Genomic DNA, 19,697 nt, shown 5'->3' with positions numbered 1-19,697 from the left:
ACAGTTAACGGAAAGGAGCATTTTTATGCCTGAGATTTTAACGGTAACCGACCTGAAAAAGGTCTATGGTAAGGGCGGGTCGCTGACCCGGGCGCTGGACGGCGTGTCCCTGTCTCTGGAGGCAGGGGAATTTGTGGGGGTGATGGGCCCCTCCGGGTCGGGCAAGACCACCCTGCTCAACTGTGTTTCCACCATTGACCGGCCCTCCGCCGGCTCCATTGTCATTGACGGCAGGGAACTGACCCGGCTCAAGGGCAAGGAGCTGGCCAAATTCCGCCGGGAACGGCTGGGCTTTATCTTTCAGGACTGCAATCTGCTGGACACCCTCACCACCTATGAGAATATCGCCCTGTCCCTGTCCATTATCCGGGCCCCGGCCCAGAAAATCGACAGGCGGGTGCGGGAGATGGCGGAGTTTCTGGGCATCACCGACTGCCTGAACAAATACCCCTATCAGATGTCCGGCGGCCAGCAGCAGCGGTGCGCCGCCGCCCGGGCCATGGTGACCCACCCCGCCCTGGTGCTGGCCGACGAGCCCACCGGCGCGCTGGACTCCAAGTCCTCCCAGATGCTGCTGGACCGGCTGGACGCCCTGAACCGGGACCTGGGCACCACCATCCTTATGGTCACCCACGACGCCTTTACTGCCAGCTGCTGCCGCCGGGTGGTCTTCCTCCGGGACGGGAAACTGTTCCTGGAGCTCCACCGGGGAAAGGACAGCCGGAAAGCGTTCTTCCAAAAGATCATCCAGGTGGTCACCGAGATGGGAGGAGGGATGGCTGATGTTCTCTAGGCTGGCCCTGCGCAATGTGCGCCGGTCCTTTCGGGACTACGGGGTGTATCTGCTCACCCTCACCTTCGGCGTGGGCCTGTTTTACACCTTCAATTCCCTGGACGGCCAGGGGGCGCTGGTCTATCTGACCAATGTGGGCAACCCCATTGTGGAGGCCATCACCATGCTGATGGATATCTTTTCCGTCTTTGTGGCGGTGGTGCTGGCCTGCCTGATTCTCTACGCCAACCGCTTCCTCCTCCGCCGCCGCAAGCGGGAGCTGGGCACCTACCTGCTGCTGGGGCTGAGCCAGGGGCAGGTGTCCCGGCTGCTCTTTCTGGAGACCGGCCTCATTGGCCTGATCTCCCTGGCCGCCGGGCTGGCCCTGGGGGTGGCGGCCAGCTTTGGGATGTCCGCTCTCACCCTGTCCATGTTTGAAATAGACGTGTCCGCTATGCTGGCCATCAACTTCTCCCCCCGGGCGGCGGGGAAGACGGTGATCTACTTCGGCGTCATCTTCCTGCTGGTAATGGCCCTCAGCGGAGTTCAGGTGTCCAAGTCCAGGCTCATTGACCTGATTCACGGGGAGCGGAAAAATGAGGTCTTAAAGCCCCGTCCCCTGGGAGTGGCGGTGTTCCAGTTTGTTCTGGGTGTGGCCTGCCTCGCTGCCGCCTACGCCATTTTGCTGTACTTTGGCATGGCGCTGGCTATCGCCATTCTGCCCCTGTGCATCGTCATGCTGTCCCTGGGGACGGTGGGCACCCTGCTGATCTTCCGGTCCCTGTCCGGCTTTGTGATGAAGTTTGTCCAGGGCCACCCCGGGCTGTACTTTAAAAATCTGAACGTCTTCACCCTGCGCCAGTGGATCAGCAAGGTCCACACCACCTACATGGCCCAGACGGTGGTATGCATCCTCCTGCTGCTGGCTATCGGCATCACGGCCAGCTCCTTGGGCCTCAACTCCACCCTGTCCGCCATGACCGACCAGGAGGCCCCCTTTGATATCACCATTCAAAACCGCTCCGCCGACGATTCGGGCGCGGTGGACTTTACCGCTGTGCTGGAGAACGGGGGGTTTGACACCGGCTCCCTTCTGTCCGGGGAGGTGGACTTCTGCGTCTACTACAACGACACCGCCCTGACCGGGGTGGAGGACGTATCCGGCATCCTGGCCCTGTCTGATCTGAACACCCTGCTGGCCCTCCAGGGGAAGGCCCCCATTGCGCTGTCCCCCGGGGAGCACAAGCTGCTGGACGCCTGGGGAGACGGGCTGGTTACCGGAAGCCTGGGCATCTACACCGCGGTGGTGGAGGACGCCGCCGCCCGCCAGCTGGAGGTCCGCCGGCAATACTGGTCGGCCAACTACACCGGTGACAGCGCACGGACGGAGGAGCAGATTCTCCAGCTGATCCGTCCTCTCCAGCTGGAAAACCAGCTCCGGGTGGAGAGCCGCCTGTCTATCTACGCCGACATGGTGGGCAACAAGATCCTGGCCCTGTTTTTGGGGCTGTACCTGGGCTTTACCTTCCTGCTGGCCGCCGCCGCTGTGCTGGCCCTTCAGCAGCTGAGCCAGGCCGCTGACAACACCGGCCGGTACGCCATTCTCCGCCGCCTGGGAGCGGAGGAGAGGCAGGTGAAAAAGTCTGCCACCCAACAGGTGGCGCTGGCCTTCCTTCTGCCCCTGGCGCTGGCCCTGGTCCACTCCGTGGTGGGCATGAAGGCGGCCAACGACATCATCTTTACCGTGGGCAAGGTGGACAGCACCACCAGCTCAATGATTACCGCCGGGGTCATTCTGGTGGTCTACGGGGGCTATTTTCTGGCCACCTCCCTGGCCTGCCGCCGTATGGCGAAAAACGCATAAAAAGGACCCGCCCGCCCCTGATGACCGGGCGGGTCTGCTCTTTCGTCCCGCCGCAGTGAAAAAGCCTCCTGTTCTAATGTGAATTAATTGCTGTCCTTTGCCCCACAGGCATACCGCGATCAGCTCCTCATCTGTAAAAAAGCTGAGGCGGCACTGATTTCTCAGTGCCGCCTGGTTCTTTATAAATCCAGAATCACAACCCCAGAATCCGGGTGGCAATGGCAAAGTAGACCAGCAGGGACAGGGCGTCCACCACGGTGGTAATAAAGGGGGAGGCCATCACCGCCGGGTCAAAGCCCAGCCGCTTGGCCAGCATGGGCAGAGTACAGCCAATGAGCTTGGCTATGACAATGGTAAAGACGATGGTCAAAGCCACCACCAATGCCACGGTGGCATCCTTCCGGTCCACCGCCATCACCTTGCCAAAGACCACCACCCCCAGGGTAAGGGCGCACAGAACAGACACCCGAAGCTCCTTCCAGATCACCCGCAGCCAGTCGGAAAACTCCACGTCCCCCAGGGACATGGCGCGGATAATGGTAACCGACGCCTGCCCGCCGGAGTTGCCGCCGGTGTCCATAAGCATGGGAATAAACAGGGTGAGGGCGGCGTTGGCGGCCAGGGCCTCCTCAAAAAAGCCCAGAATGGTGCCGGTAAAGGTGGCGGAGATCATCAGCAGCAGCAGCCAGGGGATGCGGTGCTTCCAGGTCTCCACCACGCCGGTCTGGAAGTAGGGCTTGTCGGTGGGCAGGATGGCGGCCATCTTTTCGATATCCTCGGTGGCCTCCTCCTCCATAACGTCCATGGCGTCGTCTACAGTGATGATGCCCAGCAGCCGGTCGTCACTGTCCACCACGGGCAGGGCGGTCAGGTCGTACTTGGAGAACATCTGGGCAACCTCCTCCTTGTCCTCGTGGGTGGTGACGGACAGGACGTTGGTTTCCATGATGTCGCTGATTTTAGTCTCGTAGGTGGACATAAGCAGCCGCTTCACGGTCACCACCCCCAGCAGCACCCGGCTCTTGGTGACGTAGCAGGTGTACACCGTCTCCTTGTCCAGGCCCACCTTGCGAATGCGGGCGAAGGACTCCTCCACCGTGTTGTTGGGGTGGAGGTAGACAAACTCCGTGGTCATCAGTGACCCGGCAGAGTCCTTGGGGTAGTTGAGCAGCTGGTTAATCTGGCTGCGGGTGGAGGCGTCGGTGTTGCGCAGGATACGGCTGACCAGGTTGGCGGGCATGTCCTCAATCAGGTCCACCGTGTCGTCCATATACAGCTCGTCCAGCACCTCCCGCAGCTCCTTGTCGCTGAGGGCGCCGATCAGTTTCTCCTGGTCCTCCTCCAGATAGGCGAAGACCTCCGCCGCCACATCCTTGGGCAGCAGGCGGAACACCAGAATCTCCTGTTCCACGTCCAGCTCGTCCAGAAACTCGGCGATGTCCACCTCGTTCATATCGTTTAAAATTTCCCGCAGGGCGCGGAATTTCCGCTCCTGAACCAGCTCAATCAGCTGATTCAGATCATAATTGTCGTGCATATTGCTCTCCTCCTCTCGTTTTTTGGAAAACGCCAGGGGCGAAAAGCCGCAAAGCCACAGGCGTACCACACCTCTCTGGGGCGCGGCAAGCCTGTGGCTGCGCATGACAAGGAGAAGGAGGTCTTCCTCCCGGATCAGCTCCGGCGGCGGGACCGGGACCCGTTGGGGGCCAAGTCCGCCGCCCCTCGTTCGTGGCAGCTTTCCGCTTGATGACGACTTCGGCCTTCCATGGTGGGTCCCACTTCCTTTCGTCCAAAAATTCTGGGATTCATAACATCCTATGCCATTGTACCACCGGTTGCCCCATTTTGGCAAGAAAAAGTTCCCCCGGCAAGGCCGGAGGAACCAGGTTTTTATTCCCAGGTGACTTGAGCGGAGGTCCCCACGATATTGATGTAGCTGGATCCAATGGCCAGAGGGGCGGGCTGGCCCGAGGCGTTAAGGAAGGAGTAGTTGTCCGTCCGGCTGTCCCGCTTCCAGGTGATCTCATAAAACAGGCCGTCCCGGAGGAGAAGACCCTCCCCCTCCCCGGTGGTGCGCACCGACATACGGCCGGCTGTGTCGCCCTTAATCCGGCTTACGTCGGTATACAGCACCAGCACGTTGCTGAACCCCACCTCCTCATCAGCGGCCCCGTCCTCATAGGGGATGAGGTCGGAGCCGTCCAGGCTCTGGGCGGCAAAGTACTGGTTTGTCCCGCTGTCGTAGGTAAAGCGGCCGGTTTTGTAGCTGGAGAAGGGGACCGTCAGCGTGTGTGCCGAAATCGCGTCGGCGGGAGGCGGGTCCTTGGAGAAGGTCCAGCCCACCTCATAGCCCTCCTCGTGGTCCAGGCGGAAACGGCTGGGCATCTGCTCCAGAATCAGCTCGCTGGAGGTAAGCAGGGAGTGCTCCAGTCCGGCGGTCTTGCGCCGCTCCGGGTCCCGCCAGTACATCTTGTCGTAGGGGCCGTTGACAAAGTCGATATGAGTGACGCCCCAGCTGTCAAAGGCGTCGTAGGCCTGGGGACTGCCCCCGGCGTGGATGTAGATGGCGTCATGCCCCAGGGCCAGGTTGACGTAGTAGTCCCGGGCGGAGCGGACGCTGCCCAGATCGCCCACCCCCTCCAGGTCCTGAAACACACCCATAATCCGGGTGATGCCCCCTTCGGCCACAATCTCATACAGAACGTCCGCCCTGGACACGCCAATCTGGGGCAGAGCCTTTTTCAGGTTATTGAACATCACAGCGGCGGGACGTTTGCCGCTGATATCCTCGTTCAGCCCCTCGCCGGTGAGAGGGTTGGCGTAGGGATAGACCGGCTCAGGGGCGGGCTCCGGCTCCACCGGGGCCATGACAGAGACGTCAGGCTCGTCCGGAGGCTCAGAGGCGCTGCCCGGCTGGGAAGAGCTCCCGCCGCCGCAGGAGGCCAGCAGCGAGAAGGCCAGTACACTGGCCAGAAGCGCGGTCCACCGTCCTTTGTTCATCCAAATCCCTCCAATCGTCCCTCCTATCATACGACATCAGTTGTGGAAAGTCAACAAAAAGAATCTTGCCGTACCATGTTCAAACAGGTGTCTATCTGCTTCTGAAGGGTCTGGCTGGTGTTGGCCAGATAGTCACAGATTGCGTCAAAGCCGTCTATGCAGGGGCCCGTGTGCGGTCCAGGGCCATGGACATGAGGGCAACCGCGTTTATACCCCTGGAAATCTGGACAGCTGTTGCGTCTAAGTCAAGTAACTGCTCCTGTAAACTCATGATTCCTCCTTGATTTTTCCCCGGTGATGTGGCATAATCAGATTTGCCATTCCTCCGGGGTTGGTTTTATAGAGTGTTGGAGCTTGTCGAGGGCAACCAGCACTCTATTTTTTGTTTTCCAAAAGCAGATGTAGCCCACGGCGAAACGCCTCTCCCCGGGTAATACCGCGCTCTTGACAGTATTCCCGCAAGCGCTGTTCCGTCTCCATATCTAGTCTAACACTGTAATTGACACTTTTGGGCTTTTCCACTTTTGGTCTCCCCGTGCGAGGACTCAAATCACCACCTACTTTCTGACACGCATTTATTATAGCAAGTGCGTGGCAAAAAGTCAAGAGATTTCGCATAAAAGTAAGCCGCCTGCCGACGCAGACGGGGCAACAGCATTTAAAATATCCGCAGTTCAAAGATTTTGTGTCAAAATCTTAAATACTACTGCCCTGCAAAATTTATGATTGTCATTTTCCCGCTGATGTATTATTATATATAAAGGAAGACCATAGGCAGACGCCGGAGGCGGCTGCCCCATCTCATAGGGAGGTGTGATTATGAGCAACTATGTAATCTCCATCAGCCGTGAGTTCGGAAGCGGAGGCCGTCTGATTGGCAAGCGGCTGGCCGCTGAGCTGGGCATCCCCTGCTACGACCGGACTATCATCCAGAAGACATCGGAGAAAAGCGGGCTGTCCCCCGACTTTATTGCCCGGGCGGAGGAGCGGGCCCGCAGTCGGTTCCACCTGTCCATCGCCCCGGCAGGTATCGGCACCCCCGCCCTGGCCCACCAGGGGGTACCTGTGAGCCATCAGGCGTTTTTCGCCCAGGCGGAGGTAATCCGGGAGCTGGCAGACGAGGGCCCCTGCGTCATTGTGGGCCGGTGCTCCGACTATGTTCTGGGGGAGCGGAGCGAGTGTTTAAAGGTGTTTATCCACGCCGACCTGCCCAGCCGGGTGGAGCGCTGCGTGGAGGAGTACCATATCCCCTCCGACGACATGGAGCGGCGCATCATCCAGATGGACAAGGGCCGGGCCAACTACTACAACTACTACACCGGGCATACTTGGGGGGACATGCGGCGCTACGACCTGACCCTGAACTCCGGAATCATCGGGGTGGAGGGGGCAGTAAGCCTGATTGTAGCCCTGGTGAAGGCCCGCGCCGCTCAGGATGGGCAGTGATATGGACAAGCTGAACATACAGGTATCCGGAGAGGCGGGCTATATGGACAACTACTGCGCCGCCCTCCGGGGGGCGGGGTGCGAGCCTGTGGCCGGTTACTGTCCAGCCCCCGACCTGCGCTGCGGCGGCCTGCTGCTGTGCGGCGGCGGCGATATAGAAAGCGCCCTGTACGGCCAGGAGGACCGGGGCTCCCAGCCTCCGGACCGGAACCGGGACCGGGCGGAACTGGAGCTGTTCCGGGCCTTCTTTGAGGCAGGCAGGCCCATTTTGGGCATCTGCCGGGGGATGCAGCTGATTAACGTGGCCCTGGGGGGCACCCTGATCCAGGACCTCCCGGCCCAGGCGGTGCCCTTTCACGGCGGCGGCAAGGGGGACCGGGTCCACACGGTGCGCGCCCTGGAGGGCTCCCTGCTCCACAGGCTCTACGGTTCCGTGTTTTCGGTCAACAGCGCCCACCATCAGGCGGTGGACGCGCTGGGCCAGGGCCTTCGGGCCGTGGCCTGGGCGGAGAGCGGCTTTGCGGAGGCCGTCGATTTCCCGGGCTGCCCCGTGCTGGGGGTCCAGTTCCACCCAGAGCGGATGTCCTTTGGACGGCGGAGGCTGGACACGGTGGACGCGGCCTCCCTCTTCACCTGGTTTCTGGGGGTGTGCAGAGGGGAGGATTCCGCCTTTTTTGACGGTCTGGACAGCGGCTGACCTCCGGAAAACAGATCAATCCATTGAACGCTTACATAAGAAAGGACCATAGCGATGCACAAGTTTAACATTCGGCGGGGATTAACGCTGCTGCTGGCGGCGGGAATCTGTCTGGTGACATTGGCCACAACAGGGGCTGCGGGACAGTCGGAGGGGGCTGTCACGCCGGACTCCGGGCTCAAGGCGGGCCAGGAGACGCCGGTCAGGCCGGCGCAGGCCCCGGCGTCCTCCGTCCAGGAGGAGGAGGATACCGCTCAGGTGGAGGCCCGGCAAAGACGGGCGGCCGCCCTGCTGGCCCGGCAAGGGGTAACCGGACAGCAGCGGGAGGTCCTGTGCGCCCGCATGGGGGCGGACAAGGACCTGTTCCAGCGGCTGGAGCAGGGGGAGCTGAGCAAATTTGAGCTGACCTGGCTGGGCATGGCCAACGCCCGCCCCGACCGGCTAGACCGCTACCAAGCCTGGCTGGGGGAACACCCGGAGGACAGCGAAGAGACCGCCGTTTTTCAGGTGAACATGGACATGGACCAGGCCTTTTACAGCCTGATATGGGAGGTGGCCGACCCGGCCAGCCTGGCGGTGCTGGTGAACAAGCACTACACCCTGCCCGCAGGCTATATCCCTGAGCTGGAGGCCTTGGGCAAGAGCTACGGCGCCGGCTCCCTGCGCCCGGAGGCGGCTCAGGCCTTCCGGACCATGGCTGACGCTGCCAAGGCGGACGGCATCTCACTGCGCAGCGTATCTGCCTACCGGTCCTACAAGACACAGCGGAGCACCTATGGCCGCTATCTCAAGCTGTATAAGCAGGCTGCGGTGGACACCTTCTCTGCCCGGCCCGGCCACTCAGAGCACCAGACCGGCCTGGCCCTGGACATCAATGTGGCCAGCACCAAGGCCCACTTTGAGAACACCCCTGCCTTCGCCTGGCTGAAGGAGCACTGCGCTGAATACGGCTTTATCCTCCGCTACGACTTGGGGAAGGAGGCCATTACCGGCTACCGCTTTGAGCCCTGGCACTACCGCTATGTGGGGGTGGAGACTGCCAAGGCCATTATGGAACAGGGCCTTGCCTACGAGGAGTACCTGGCCCTCCAGCCAAACTGAACAACATGGAACGGCCCCCGGCAATGCGCCGGGGGCCGCTTGCGTCTATTCACAGTACATTCGCACCACCAGATAGACATTTTCCTCCCGCTCCGGCGGGAGTTCTTTGCCTGGGGAATAGGTTCCGCCGTTCGGGCCGCCGATGGAAATGGTCAGCAGGACCAGACCCTCCTCCCGGTCTACGACCCCCTTGTCTCTCAGGGGAGCCCAGCACGCGCCGCCGCTGACATAGGGGTTCGTGATGGTATCCAGCGTTCCTGTATAGCTGAACCCCGCGAAGTTGACCCCGGAATCAAACCACACCTGTGTCCAGCGCTGCTCCTCCTCCGACCATTCCGCGCTGTGAAGGTCCATATTGAGTACCAGAAACTGCCGGCGGGGACCAAACATCTTCCGGTCGTTGGAGCTGCCATAACACAGCTGCCAGCTCTGCTCCATACCGCTGTGAGTCCATAGCTCGGCCTGGATCGTGCAGCTGGTAATGTCGTCAGCCAAGATAACCTCATACAGATAGATGCTGTTGCTCCCCGCTCCAAGCGCATTGGCGATCTGCTGTTCTTGACGGGAGGTATCCAGATGCACCGCCACTGTCTCTCGCTGGGGGATCCATTCCGTGTTGTCCCGGACCCAAATATAGCTCAGACCGGCCAGAACAGCCGCCAGCAGGGCGGCCGCGATTATAAACAGCCACTTCCAACGTTTGATTTTCGGACCCAGCTGGGCCAGCCCCAGGCGCAGGGTGTCCCGGACCAGCTCGTCTCGGGGCTCCTCCTCCCGCTCCCCGGCCAGCAGTTCGGAGATGGTGAGACCCAGCTCCTCCGCCAGAGGCTCCATCAAGGTCAGGTCGGGGAAATTTTTGCCCAGCTCCCACTTGCTTACCGCCTGGACCGACACATAGACCCTCTCCGCCAGCTCCCGCTGGGTGAATCCCCGCTCCTTCCGAGCCTGGGCAATCAGCGCCCCCGTTTTTACGGCGTCCATTCCATCGCCTCCTCACCCCCTATCATACCCGGGCTGTGCGGATTTTGCAATCAACCCCAGGTTGAACGGTGAAAAGGTTGGGAAAAGGCAAGGGAAACGCCCCTGTTTCAACCCAGAGCCGTCACATTGGTGTCATACCTGCCGGGGCAGGGAGTCGTCCTGTTCCACCCAGTCCTTCACCACGTCCACCACGCGGTACCGGGTGTCGGTGTCGCGGATGACCACCCGCCTGATGCCGGCGTTGATGATAAGGCGGCGGCACATGGAGCAGGAGGTGGAGTGGGGGATCAGCTGTTTGGTTTTGGGGTCCTTGCAGACCATGTAGAGGGTGGCGCCCAGTACCTCGCTGCGGGCGGCGGAGATGATGGCGTTGGCCTCGGCGTGGACAGAGCGGCACAGTTCATACCGCTCCCCTGAGGGGATCTTCATAGCCTCACGGGTGCAGTAGCCCAGATCCAGGCAATTTTTCCGCCCCCGGGGCGCGCCGTTATAGCCGGTGGAGACAATCTCGTCGTGCTGGACGATAATGGCCCCGTAGAACCGGCGCATGCAGGTGGAGCGCTCCAGTACCGTGGCGGCGATATCCAGGTAGTAATTTTCCTTGTCAATGCGTTCCATGGGCGTACCTCCATGTAGTTTCTGTCTACCGACAGTATAGACTATTTTTCGCCGTGCCGCAAGCGTTTCATAAAATTCAGGGAAAATGCCGATGAAATTTACATTTTGTTTACGAATAGCACCTTGACGGAACATTTTAGAGGGTTTATCATAGTAAGGTATATTGGCAGGCGGTTCGCCTGCCGTCCCTTATTTTGCCAAGGAGGCGCTCTATGATCCGCAACGCGATCCAGCGATTTATGTATGGCCGCTATGGGAACGACCAGCTGAACCTGTTCCTGATAGGCCTCTATCTGCTGCTCTATCTGGTGTTTATGTTCACCAGATGGGATATGCTGTACTTTGTCAGCTTTGTCCTTCTGGCCCTCACCCTGTTTCGCCTGCTGTCCCGCAATATGGAGCGCAGGAGGATGGAGAACGCCAGATTCATGCGGGCGGCCGGCCCCGTCCTCAGCTGGCTGCGGCTGCGCCGCACCATCCACCGGGACAAGGAGCATGTCTATTTCAAATGCCCCAGCTGCGGCCAGCAGCTCCGGGTCCCCCGGGGCCGGGGCAAGATTACCGTCACCTGCCGCAGCTGCGGCGCAAATTTTCAGGAAAAGAGCTGAGTGTTCCGCCTCTTTCGGCCCGCCATGTTCCGGCGGGCCGTTGTATTTTGCCCAAAGCTGTGATATACTCAGATCAATGACAAGCGCCGCAGGGGCGGCCCCTGCGTATCATCAAGGCAACCCCCACAACAGAAAGGAGTACCACTATGAACGCCAGATACGACGTTGTCATCCTGGGCTGCGGCGAGGCGGGTATCTTTGCCGCCTATGAGCTGGCCCATCTCCACCCTGAGCTGAAGGTGCTGGCCTTGGATCAGGGCGCGGACATCTACCACCGCAGCTGCCCCATTGTGGCGGGCAAGGTAAAGGAGTGCATCCGCTGTCCCGTGTGCCACACCATGTGCGGCTTTGGCGGAGCGGGAGCCTTTTCCGACGGGAAATTCAACTTTACCACCCAGTTCGGCGGCTGGCTCACCGACTTTATGGAGCCGGGCCGCGTGATGGAGCTGATCGACTATGTGGACTCCATCAATGTGGCCCACGGGGCCACCACCGAGGTCTTCTCCACCGAGAGCGACGCGGCCAGAAAGCTAGCCCGGCAGGCCCTGGCCTATGACCTCCACCTGCTTCAGGCCCGGTGCAAGCACCTGGGCACCGAAAACAACCTGCGCATCCTCACCAACATCTACGAGGGCCTGATGAACAAGCTGGAATTTGCCTTTAATACAGAGGTGGCCTCCATTGAGAAGACGGAGGAGAGCTACCGGCTGATTCTGGCCAAGGGGGGCGAGGTAGCCTGCAAGTACCTGATCGCCGCGCCCGGGCGCTCCGGGGCGGAGTGGTTCTCCAACCAGTGCAAGGACCTGGGGCTGGAGCTGCTGAACAACCAGGTGGATATTGGCGTGCGGGTGGAGCTGCCCGCCGTGGTCTTTGAGCATATCACGGATGTGGTATATGAGTCCAAGCTGGTTTACCGCACCAAGCGGTATGGCGACAGTGTGCGCACCTTCTGCATGAACCCCTACGGCCATGTGGTGGCGGAAAACGTGGAGGGCATCAACACAGTAAACGGCCACTCCTACGCCGACCCCGCCCTTCGCTCTGAAAACACCAACTTCGCCCTGCTGGTGTCCAACCGCTTTACCAAGCCCTTTAATGAGCCCTACCGCTACGGCAAGCACGTGGCCTCTCTGTCCAACATGCTGGCCGGCGGGGTGCTGGTCCAGCGCTTCGGCGACCTGGTGGGGGGACGGCGCACCAACGAGCACCGCATGGGCAAGTCCACCGTCCGGCCTACCCTCACCGCCGCCGTTCCCGGAGATTTGTCCCTCACCCTGCCCAAGCGCCAGCTGGACGACCTGATCGAGATGATCTACCAGCTGGACAAGATTGCCCCCGGCACCGCCAATTACGACACCCTGCTCTACGGTGCGGAGGTGAAGTTCTACTCCGCCCGCCTCCAGCTCACCCCCGAGCTGGAGACCGCCCTGCCCAACTTCTTTGCCGCCGGCGATGGCGCGGGGGTCACCAGAGGGCTGGCCCAGGCGGGGGCCTCCGGCGTCCAGGCGGCCCGGGCGGTCTGTAAGCGGCTGGAACAGTGAAGAGGTTTTTAAAGGCGGCCCTTCTGGGCGCCGCGCCCTTTTTGGCCGCCGCTATGCTCCTGTTTGCCGCCGCCGCTATAAAAGCCTGCCTGGAGATGCCCCCGGCGGCGGCCTATGTGGACGAGGGCGTCCACACCTTTACCGCCTCCAGCGGCTACTCCACCACCCGTCAGGGGGCCTGGCAGCCGAAATACCACAGGTATGCCAGCCGGTACGTCTACGTGGTGGTCTACAGGGCCCCCGGCGGCTGGCGCTGGGAGCGGGACACTTTCGAGACGGAGGGAAAAGAGGCTGTCCGCAGCCGGGAACGGGTGGAGCGGCGGGTTCTCTCGATCCCGGAGGAGAACAGCTACATCACTGTGTCCCCGGAGCTCACTCCACAGCGCTACGCGGAGCAAAAGCGGCAGCAGTATCTGATGATAGCCGGCGCGTGTCTGGCCGTATTGGCGGTGGAAGGCGTGATTTGGCTCTGGCGGAAGGCGTAATTTGCCTTCCGCCGCAAAAGAAAATCCATTTAGGGGTGGCCTGTGGCCGCCCGTTTTTTGTGAAACTGTCCCCCAACAGGCGGCCGCAGGCCGCCCCTGCATCAGAAAGGAGTTCTCTATGCGCCCCTGGTTTACCACCGAACAGCTCTCCCCCGACACCTGGGTCATCAGCGAGTACCGTCACTGGGAGGAGACCCACTGCTACCTTCTCATCGGCGAAGACCGCGCCCTGCTTATCGACACCGGGCTGGGCATCTGCAACATTTATAACGAAGTCCGAAAGCTGACGGACAAGCCGGTTACCGCCATTGCCACCCACATCCACTGGGACCACATCGGCGGGCACAAGTACTTCCCCCGCTTCTACGCCCATCAGGCGGAGCTGCCCTGGCTCCAGGGGGAGTTTCCCCTGTCAGCGGAAACCGTCCGAGAGATGGTGCTGGACCGCTGCGAGGCGCCGGAGGACTTTGATATAAACACCTACGAGATGTTCCAGGGGACCCCCGCCCGGATTCTCCAGGGCGGGGAGACGCTGGACCTGGGCGGGCGGACCATTCAGGTTCTGCACACGCCGGGCCACTCCCCGGGGCACCTTTGCTTCTGGGAGGAGGCCCGGGGCGATCTGTACACCGGCGACCTGGTCTATCTGGACACCCTTTTCGCCTACTACCCCTCCACCGACCCGGATGCCTATCTGGCCTCTCTGGAGGCGGTGGCCGCCCTGCCCGCCCGGCGGGTCCTCCCGGCCCACCACTCTCTGGATGTCCCTCCTGCACTCCCCACCCAGATGCGGGATGCCCTGCGGCAGCTGAAGCGGGAGGGAAAGCTGCGCCACGGCGCGGGCACCTTTCAATATGACGGCTGGGCCATCTGGCTGTAAGCCGGCGGCACACTCCCATCCCACAACAGCCCCACCGGGCCTTTGCCGGTGGGGCTGTGCAGTATGTCAAAAGACTTCTGTTTTCGCCGGTTGACGTTTTGAGCACAGTGTTTCCCGCGCAAGAAAATTTGCAACCCTATGCAGCCAGTTAATTGTTTTTCAGGTTCGGAAATGTTACAGTGATAGTCACGGTCCGGACCTGTACAACACAGCCCGGTATGAAATTAGGAGGTTGTTGAGATGAAAATGAGAAAAACACTGTCCCTGGTTCTTTCGGCCGCGCTGGTTCTGGCGCTGGCCGCCTGCGGAGGAGGGGGAGGCACGCCCCAAAACAGCAGCGGCAGCGGTGAGCCTGATGCCAGCAAATCCGCCCCCGGCGCTTCTTCTTCCCAGCCGGAGGAGGTCCAGGACCCCGGCCCGACTGCCACCCCGGTTCAGCTTGGCGGCAGCATTGACAACGATAACTTTACCATGACCTTTGACTCTATGGAGCTGCTGGATGAATATCAATACAAGACCAGCGAATATTCCTCCACCTCTTTGTATGTGGAGGACGGCTATAAGCTGGTGGTGGTAAAGGGCCACTTTGAAAACAAGTCCACCGGGGCGATCTCTGACAGCTGCTTTAACCGGTCTGCCCTGGTGAACGGCACCTACGAGGTGGACGGCTATGATGTGCGCTTCAATTTTATCCGTGACAAGTACTTTGAGATTGACGCCTACACCGATCTGGACTATGTGATGTACATCAACATCCCCAATAAGCTGGCGGAGCAGTTTGAGACCGCTGAGTTTACCATTGCCTTTAACGACGACCTGTCCATTCCCGCCACCGTGTGGGGCAGCGACGGAAGTGAGTCCATTGAGGCGGACCAGTTCTATACCCTGAGCGCTGCAGCGGGTGCGGCGGCTCCCGCCGGCGGCGATGACAGCAGCAGTTCCGCTGCCGACACAAAGGGCCTGTGGAGCGTGAACTATTACGTGGATGACTTCCAGCAGCCCACCGAGGAGTGGTATATCACCAACGAAACCAGCTTTACAGGCACCTTCAGCAACAGTGCGACCACCAATTCCAAGCTGCTGGTTCAGGTGGCGGTGGACGAGTTTGAGGGAGAGGGGAAGCGGGTGGCCTTCTTCCTCTATGAATACGGCCGCAATCAGGTGAAAAACTCCTCTACAAACTATGTGGACGAGTATACGATCACCATGCGCGGCGCGGACGGCACGGATACCAGCCTCTCCGGAACGGTGTACTGCGGCGGCGACCGCCTGTTCATCGACGACAAGTATGTGGACACTGTGCTGAACGCCATGAAGGGCGAAGGTACCCTGAGCTTCCATATTGTGGAGGATGAGCACACCACCACCAGCTATTTGTTCTCGATGGAGACGGATAATTTTGGAAGCCTCTACGAGAGCGTAGCGGCTGAAGGCCGCTGACCCAGGCCGGCAGACGGCGTAAGCGATCAAAACAGCATCAGGCGGAACGAGAAGGGCGGACCTGCAGGTCCGCCCTTCTCTGGAATTTACTCAAAGATTGTGTCGGCGATGCTGATCTCTTGGCCGCAGCGGTTGTCAATGTCGGCGCCGTTGCCGGAGAACAGCGACTCAGGGAAGGAGATGGCCGTCTCGGTGGGGACCCGCTCCAGCAGGACGGCGGTGGTGTTGTTCCGGAAAACATCCTCCATATAGCGGGAGTCCATAAAGCTCCCGGTGTCGGCGTTGAAGTGGATGCCGGTTTCGTTGTCCTCAAAGGTGCAGTTCCAAGCGGAGGCAATGTTGTCCTGCATCAGCAGGCCGGTGCGCCAGCCGGTAAAGCGGCATCCCTGGAGGAACACCCGGGAGGAAGAAGAGAAGCCCACGCCCTCTCCGCCGCCCACAAAGTCCAGGTCGTAGAGCCAGGAGACCCCGGTCGCCTGGCCCGTTATGCGGACGGGGCCGGTGAAGGCGGTGCGCCCTTCCTCCTCCCCCGCGCCGTAGAGGTTGACCCCCCGGGGGATGGTAATGCCTCCATCATAGGTCACCGGGGGCAGGTGGATCTCCACCGTGTTCATATGGTTGCCCTCTGTGATCACGTCCAGGCTGTCCAGGAGGGCCTGTACCTCCTCTACGGTGTTCAGCGGGGTATTCTCAGGGGTAAAGAGGTAGAGCTCCATAGGCTGGGCCTGCATGGTCTGATAGAGGCGGATAACGTCTCCATTTTTCATTTCAATGGTCCACCGGAGGGTCCCCTGACCGCTGCCGGCGTAAAAGTGAATGGAGGAAACCAGGGCGGCATCGGGGGCGTAGTCTTCCCGGGGGACCGGTTCGTCACAATACCAGGGCAGCTCTTCGTTCTCTGTCTCGATAAAGGCGGCGGTGACCTGCTTTACCTGATCCATAAACTCTTCCTTGGCGTTGGTGCTGTTCTCCATGCGGTTGATGTACAGGCATTGGGGGAAGGTGTACAGCATGTCCCCCACATCCGCCGGCTGGTTGACCTGATGGGCCGGATTAAAGCGGTCGTTTATCCAGCCAGCCAGCACCCGATAGGTCGCGCCGCTGTTGGTATAGATGACCTCGGCGGTGCCGTTGTCATAGACCTTGGGCCGGGTGTACAGCCAGCCCGCCACAGCCAGCGCCAGGATAAGAAGGGATGCGAGGGCGCTGTACAGCGCCCTCCTTGACAGACGACGGGGAGGCAGTACCTCTTTGTGCTCCTTGACGCTTTGGGCGCAGTGGGGGCAAAAGGAGGCCTCCTCCGGAAGCCGGGCGCCGCAACGGGGGCAGATTTTTAAAACATCAGCCATTGTTTTGTGCTCCTTCTCTATTCAAAAATAGCGTTGGCAATGCTTACCTCATGCCCGCATCGGTTGTCAATATCTGTGCCGTTGCGGGAGAAGCGGGTGCCCTCAAAGTACAGGGCCTGGTCGCTGGGGACACTCTCCAGCAGTACGGCGGTCTCGTTGTTCTGGAACAGGTTGCCGCTGTACATGTGGTCATTTGGGTTGTCGCTGACCGAGTTGAAGTGGAAGCCCACGGCGTTGTCCTCAACGGTGCAGTTTTTCATGTTCACCCAGGAGTTTCCATAGCACAGCACACCGGTGCGCCACCCGGACAGGCGGCAATCGGTGAAGTTGATCCGGGCGGAGGCGGACACCCCCACGCCCTCCCCCGCGCCCACAAAGTCCAGGCCGCTGAACTGGCAGATGTAGCCCTTCTGGGCAGTGGCCTGAAGGTTGCCGGTGAAGGTGGTACGGCTCCCGTCCGGGCCCTCGCTGCCCATCAGATTTATGGCCCGCTCCGCCAGCACAAGGCTCCCTTCGTAGCTGACAGCAGGCAGGTGGATGTAGACGATAATATTTGCGGGAATGGTCCCGTTGACCTCATCTACCAGGGCCTGTAAATCCTCCAGGGTGTCCATAGGCGTGTCCTCCGGGTAGAAGTGCCGGGTGGGGACCACCCCCAGCTCCATCCGCTGGTACAGGCGGATGGTGTCGCCGTTTCTCATGCGGATGGTCCAGCGCAGCTCCATGTCGCCGCTACGGTCGGTGTAGGTAAGGATGCTGGTACGGGCGGCCTCCGGGGCGAAGTCGTAGATACAAGGGGGCGTATACTGCCAGGGCTCAGGGCTGTCGCTGCCCTGTAAAATCTCCACGGTGATGTCCCCCACCTTGCGGAGAAAGGCCTCCTTGGCGTTGAGCCCGGTGTCCACATGGTTGACAAACAGCCGGGAGGGCTTGTTGGAGGTGGTTCCCTCCTCCAACTCCTCCGAGTAGTCGGTCATAGGCTGGAATCGGTCGCCGAAATAGTTGAGGAGGAGCTGATAACTCCCGTCGCTGTCGGTGTAGATGATCTCGGCGGTGCCGTTGTCGTAGACCCTGGGCCGGGTGCACAGCCAGCCCGACAAGGCCGCAGCCAGAACAATGAGGACCGTCAGGGCGCTATATAGCGCCCTCCTTGGCATATGCCAAGGAGGCTTGATCTCAGTGCGCGGATTGACGCTTCGGGCGCAGTGGGGGCAGAAGGAGGCCCTCTCGTGGATAGAGGCGGAACAGTGAGGACAGAATTTCATCTCAAATCGCCTCCATCAGGCGCAGTACGTCCTTGTACCGCTTGGCCGGGTTGACTTGGGTACACCGCTGGATCACCCGGCCCAGCCGCCCCTCCGCCAGTTTTTTGGAGGGGTGCTGTCCGGTGAGCATCACATTCATCAGCACCCCCAGGGAGTAAATATCCGTCCGGGTGTCCGACTGGCCCAGGCCGTACTGCTCCGGGGCAGCAAAGCCGGTAGTGCCCAAAATCTGGGTGTCCGCTTCGGCCTCCGGCTTGTGGAGGCGGGCGGCGTCAAAGTCAATGAGCACCGCGTTTCCCCCACGCAAAATCACGTTCTCCGGCTTGATGTCCCGGTGGACGGCGGCCATGGAGTGGAGCACCCACAGCCCCTGGCACAGCTGCCTGACGATCTGCCCGGTTTCCAAGGAGGTGAACAGAGCGCCTCCAGCAGAAAATCCAAGGTGTCCCCCTGGATGAACTCCTCAATCACAATGTTTTTCCCGTCCTGCTCCGCCGCCTCGTAGACCAGGGGCAGATAGAGACAGGAGCAGTTCAGCAGTCTTTGATAGACCTCCCCGCTGCCGGTGAAACGGCGGAGGATAAACCGCTGGCCGGAGTCCCGGTGCCGGATCAGCCGCACACTGCCCCGGGGACTCTCCTTCAAAAGGCGGACCTCCTCAAACCGGGTCCGCAGCTGTTCTGATAACCATGCGTAAATGGTAATCACCCCAAAATTTAAAACCCTATGCAGCCAGCATATTGTATTTGCCCGCAGAGTTTTGTACAATGTTAAGTATATTATATCTGCTTTTTTAAGAGAAGTAAAGGGGATGACAGGGTATGCAGGAGAAATCAACAGGGGACCTGAACCAGGAGCTGATGACCCAGCCCAACCTGGACCGGTATATCACAGAGAACGAGGCGTACTTCACAGATGTGGACATGACCGTGTTTCTGACAGAGCTCTATAACAGGTGCGGCCTGTCCAAGGCGGAGCTGGCCCGGCAGGCCGAAATGAGCGAGGTCTATCTGTATCAGGTCTTTTCCGGGCGGCGCAGGCCCTCCCGGGACCGTCTGCTGTGCCTGTGTATCGGCATGGAGGCCAGCCTGGAGGAAACCCAGCATCTGCTGAGGCGGGTGGGCTACGCCCCCATCTACCCCAGGCTGAAACGGGACGCCATCATCAGTCATGGCATCCTCCACCGCACCCCCCTGGAGCAGATCAACGACAAGCTGTTTGCTGAAAATGAGAAGACACTGTTTTAGATAATATCTACCCAAGTTAGGCACGAATAGCGGCCCAAATAGCGATACAGCGAACGTGTACCGCAGCGATAAAAGCATCTGAGGTTTTGGCGCAGCGAGTGGCAATGCCCCTCCAACGTTTCAGGGATAGAAAGCAGTTTTCTACCAAGTGACGCAGCTTATAGAGATATTTATCGTAGTCGCGCTGTTCTTTCCGATTCTTCTTCGGCGGAATCACGGGTTCCATCCCTGCCGAAGCCGCATAGGACAGGATATTATTTGTGTCATAACCCCGATCCGCCAGCAGAGTTTCTGCGGAAATACCCTCTATCAGATGGACAGCTTCTTTACAATCCGCTCGGATACCTTAGTCTTTCTGCCGATTTCTATTAAAAAATGAAAAACACCACATAAAAATGTGGTG

19 protein-coding genes and 1 pseudogene are annotated in these 19,697 nt (G+C 60.3%); 11 read left to right on the top strand and 9 right to left on the bottom strand.

Annotated elements, in window-relative coordinates:
* The first annotated feature begins 25 nt into the window (after positions 1–25).
* Entirely contained in the window at positions 26–793 is a 768-nt protein-coding gene (locus tag NFS22_RS08390) for an ABC transporter ATP-binding protein (protein ID WP_251317268.1), read from the top strand.
* A complete protein-coding gene (locus NFS22_RS08385; RefSeq protein ID WP_251317267.1) occupies positions 783–2,636 on the top strand; it encodes an FtsX-like permease family protein in 1,854 nt (617 codons plus the stop codon). The genes NFS22_RS08390 and NFS22_RS08385 overlap by 11 nt, the downstream gene beginning before the upstream one ends.
* Positions 2,637–2,829: 193 nt before the next feature.
* Here NFS22_RS08385 and mgtE read toward each other — a convergent pair whose 3' ends face one another.
* The gene (gene mgtE / locus NFS22_RS08380) at positions 2,830–4,173 is read right to left on the bottom strand and encodes a magnesium transporter (protein ID WP_251317266.1); all 1,344 of its coding nucleotides are present in this window, start codon (positions 4,171–4,173) and stop codon (positions 2,830–2,832) included.
* Positions 4,174–4,526: 353 nt separating this feature from the next.
* Positions 4,527–5,636 (bottom strand): DUF3048 domain-containing protein, encoded by a 1,110-nt coding sequence (locus NFS22_RS08375; protein WP_251317265.1) that lies wholly within the window; start codon positions 5,634–5,636, stop codon positions 4,527–4,529.
* Positions 5,637–6,455: 819 nt separating this feature from the next.
* On the opposite strand from NFS22_RS08375, the gene NFS22_RS08370 reads away from it, so the two are divergent.
* From NFS22_RS08370 to NFS22_RS08360, 3 genes are read left to right on the top strand one after another with little or no spacing between them, the layout of a single operon-like run.
* Positions 6,456–7,082, top strand: coding sequence for a cytidylate kinase-like family protein (locus NFS22_RS08370; protein ID WP_251317264.1), 627 nt, complete (start codon positions 6,456–6,458; stop codon positions 7,080–7,082).
* Between the two features lies 1 nt (position 7,083).
* Positions 7,084–7,779: a gamma-glutamyl-gamma-aminobutyrate hydrolase family protein gene (locus NFS22_RS08365; RefSeq protein WP_251317263.1), complete on the top strand. Its 696-nt coding sequence runs from the start codon at positions 7,084–7,086 to the stop codon at positions 7,777–7,779.
* Positions 7,780–7,833: 54 nt separating this feature from the next.
* Positions 7,834–8,880 carry a M15 family metallopeptidase gene (locus tag NFS22_RS08360; RefSeq protein WP_251317261.1) on the top strand — a complete coding sequence of 349 codons (1,047 nt, stop codon included), beginning with the start codon at positions 7,834–7,836 and terminating at the stop codon, positions 8,878–8,880.
* Between the two features lie 45 nt (positions 8,881–8,925).
* On the opposite strand, the gene NFS22_RS08355 is transcribed toward NFS22_RS08360, so the two are convergent.
* Positions 8,926–9,861 carry a helix-turn-helix domain-containing protein gene (locus NFS22_RS08355; RefSeq protein WP_251317260.1) on the bottom strand — a complete coding sequence of 312 codons (936 nt, stop codon included), beginning with the start codon at positions 9,859–9,861 and terminating at the stop codon, positions 8,926–8,928.
* Between the two features lie 132 nt (positions 9,862–9,993).
* Complete coding sequence (locus NFS22_RS08350; RefSeq protein ID WP_251317259.1) at positions 9,994–10,479, bottom strand: deoxycytidylate deaminase; 486 nt, start codon at positions 10,477–10,479, stop codon at positions 9,994–9,996.
* Between the two features lie 212 nt (positions 10,480–10,691).
* Here NFS22_RS08350 and NFS22_RS08345 point away from each other — a divergent pair, with 212 nt between their 5' ends.
* From NFS22_RS08345 to NFS22_RS08325, 5 genes are all read left to right on the top strand, one after another.
* Positions 10,692–11,087: a hypothetical protein gene (locus NFS22_RS08345; protein WP_251317258.1), complete on the top strand. Its 396-nt coding sequence runs from the start codon at positions 10,692–10,694 to the stop codon at positions 11,085–11,087.
* Positions 11,088–11,233: 146 nt separating this feature from the next.
* A complete protein-coding gene (locus NFS22_RS08340; RefSeq protein WP_251317257.1) occupies positions 11,234–12,628 on the top strand; it encodes an NAD(P)/FAD-dependent oxidoreductase in 1,395 nt (464 codons plus the stop codon).
* Positions 12,625–13,113, top strand: coding sequence for a hypothetical protein (locus NFS22_RS08335; RefSeq protein ID WP_251317256.1), 489 nt, complete (start codon positions 12,625–12,627; stop codon positions 13,111–13,113). Before NFS22_RS08340 ends, NFS22_RS08335 begins: the two co-directional genes overlap by 4 nt.
* 118 nt (positions 13,114–13,231) lie before the next feature.
* Positions 13,232–13,993: an MBL fold metallo-hydrolase gene (locus NFS22_RS08330; RefSeq protein ID WP_251317255.1), complete on the top strand. Its 762-nt coding sequence runs from the start codon at positions 13,232–13,234 to the stop codon at positions 13,991–13,993.
* A gap of 240 nt (positions 13,994–14,233) precedes the next feature.
* A complete protein-coding gene (locus NFS22_RS08325; protein ID WP_251317254.1) occupies positions 14,234–15,433 on the top strand; it encodes a hypothetical protein in 1,200 nt (399 codons plus the stop codon).
* Positions 15,434–15,519: 86 nt separating this feature from the next.
* Here the strand turns inward: NFS22_RS08325 and NFS22_RS08320 are convergent, their stop codons facing one another.
* The 4 genes from NFS22_RS08320 to NFS22_RS08305 are packed head-to-tail and all read right to left on the bottom strand — an operon-like array spanning position 15,520 to position 18,692.
* Positions 15,520–16,782 carry a zinc ribbon domain-containing protein gene (locus tag NFS22_RS08320; protein ID WP_251317253.1) on the bottom strand — a complete coding sequence of 421 codons (1,263 nt, stop codon included), beginning with the start codon at positions 16,780–16,782 and terminating at the stop codon, positions 15,520–15,522.
* A 17-nt stretch (positions 16,783–16,799) separates the two neighbouring features.
* Positions 16,800–18,047, bottom strand: coding sequence for a right-handed parallel beta-helix repeat-containing protein (locus tag NFS22_RS08315; RefSeq protein ID WP_251317252.1), 1,248 nt, complete (start codon positions 18,045–18,047; stop codon positions 16,800–16,802).
* Between the two features lies 1 nt (position 18,048).
* On the bottom strand, positions 18,049–18,453 hold the full coding sequence (locus tag NFS22_RS08310; RefSeq protein WP_251317251.1) for a protein kinase domain-containing protein: 405 nt from the start codon (positions 18,451–18,453) through the stop codon (positions 18,049–18,051).
* Positions 18,357–18,692 carry a protein kinase family protein gene (locus NFS22_RS08305; RefSeq protein WP_251317250.1) on the bottom strand — a complete coding sequence of 112 codons (336 nt, stop codon included), beginning with the start codon at positions 18,690–18,692 and terminating at the stop codon, positions 18,357–18,359. The genes NFS22_RS08310 and NFS22_RS08305 overlap by 97 nt, the downstream gene beginning before the upstream one ends.
* A gap of 176 nt (positions 18,693–18,868) precedes the next feature.
* On the opposite strand from NFS22_RS08305, the gene NFS22_RS08300 reads away from it, so the two are divergent.
* A complete protein-coding gene (locus NFS22_RS08300; protein ID WP_251317249.1) occupies positions 18,869–19,294 on the top strand; it encodes a helix-turn-helix domain-containing protein in 426 nt (141 codons plus the stop codon).
* 16 nt (positions 19,295–19,310) lie between these two features.
* On the opposite strand, the pseudogene NFS22_RS08295 reads toward NFS22_RS08300, so the two are convergent.
* Positions 19,311–19,640: pseudogene (locus NFS22_RS08295) on the bottom strand (transposase); the annotation flags it as partial.
* Between the last annotated feature and the right edge of the window lie 57 nt (positions 19,641–19,697).

Source organism: Flintibacter muris (assembly GCF_943192995.1).
Classification (GTDB): domain Bacteria; phylum Bacillota; class Clostridia; order Oscillospirales; family Oscillospiraceae; genus Lawsonibacter; species Lawsonibacter muris.
The sequence above is the reverse complement of the archived record's forward strand: the minus strand, read 5'-3'. Positions and strand labels throughout refer to the sequence as shown.

What these genes read in the sequence shown, in the direction of transcription:
- NFS22_RS08370 (WP_251317264.1), top strand. Translation starts at nt 6,456, where the DNA reads ATGAGCAACTATGTAATCTCCATCAGCCGTGAGTTCGGAAGCGGAGGC.
- NFS22_RS08300 (WP_251317249.1), top strand. Translation starts at nt 18,869, where the DNA reads ATGCAGGAGAAATCAACAGGGGACCTGAACCAGGAGCTGATGACCCAG.
- NFS22_RS08315 (WP_251317252.1), bottom strand. Translation starts at nt 18,047, where the DNA reads ATGAAATTCTGTCCTCACTGTTCCGCCTCTATCCACGAGAGGGCCTCC.
- NFS22_RS08320 (WP_251317253.1), bottom strand. Translation starts at nt 16,782, where the DNA reads ATGGCTGATGTTTTAAAAATCTGCCCCCGTTGCGGCGCCCGGCTTCCG.
- NFS22_RS08365 (WP_251317263.1), top strand. Translation starts at nt 7,084, where the DNA reads ATGGACAAGCTGAACATACAGGTATCCGGAGAGGCGGGCTATATGGAC.
- NFS22_RS08375 (WP_251317265.1), bottom strand. Translation starts at nt 5,636, where the DNA reads ATGAACAAAGGACGGTGGACCGCGCTTCTGGCCAGTGTACTGGCCTTC.
- NFS22_RS08340 (WP_251317257.1), top strand. Translation starts at nt 11,234, where the DNA reads ATGAACGCCAGATACGACGTTGTCATCCTGGGCTGCGGCGAGGCGGGT.
- NFS22_RS08390 (WP_251317268.1), top strand. Translation starts at nt 26, where the DNA reads ATGCCTGAGATTTTAACGGTAACCGACCTGAAAAAGGTCTATGGTAAG.
- NFS22_RS08360 (WP_251317261.1), top strand. Translation starts at nt 7,834, where the DNA reads ATGCACAAGTTTAACATTCGGCGGGGATTAACGCTGCTGCTGGCGGCG.
- NFS22_RS08325 (WP_251317254.1), top strand. Translation starts at nt 14,234, where the DNA reads ATGAAAATGAGAAAAACACTGTCCCTGGTTCTTTCGGCCGCGCTGGTT.
- NFS22_RS08330 (WP_251317255.1), top strand. Translation starts at nt 13,232, where the DNA reads ATGCGCCCCTGGTTTACCACCGAACAGCTCTCCCCCGACACCTGGGTC.
- NFS22_RS08345 (WP_251317258.1), top strand. Translation starts at nt 10,692, where the DNA reads ATGATCCGCAACGCGATCCAGCGATTTATGTATGGCCGCTATGGGAAC.
- mgtE (WP_251317266.1), bottom strand. Translation starts at nt 4,173, where the DNA reads ATGCACGACAATTATGATCTGAATCAGCTGATTGAGCTGGTTCAGGAG.
- NFS22_RS08355 (WP_251317260.1), bottom strand. Translation starts at nt 9,861, where the DNA reads ATGGACGCCGTAAAAACGGGGGCGCTGATTGCCCAGGCTCGGAAGGAG.
- NFS22_RS08385 (WP_251317267.1), top strand. Translation starts at nt 783, where the DNA reads ATGTTCTCTAGGCTGGCCCTGCGCAATGTGCGCCGGTCCTTTCGGGAC.
- NFS22_RS08350 (WP_251317259.1), bottom strand. Translation starts at nt 10,479, where the DNA reads ATGGAACGCATTGACAAGGAAAATTACTACCTGGATATCGCCGCCACG.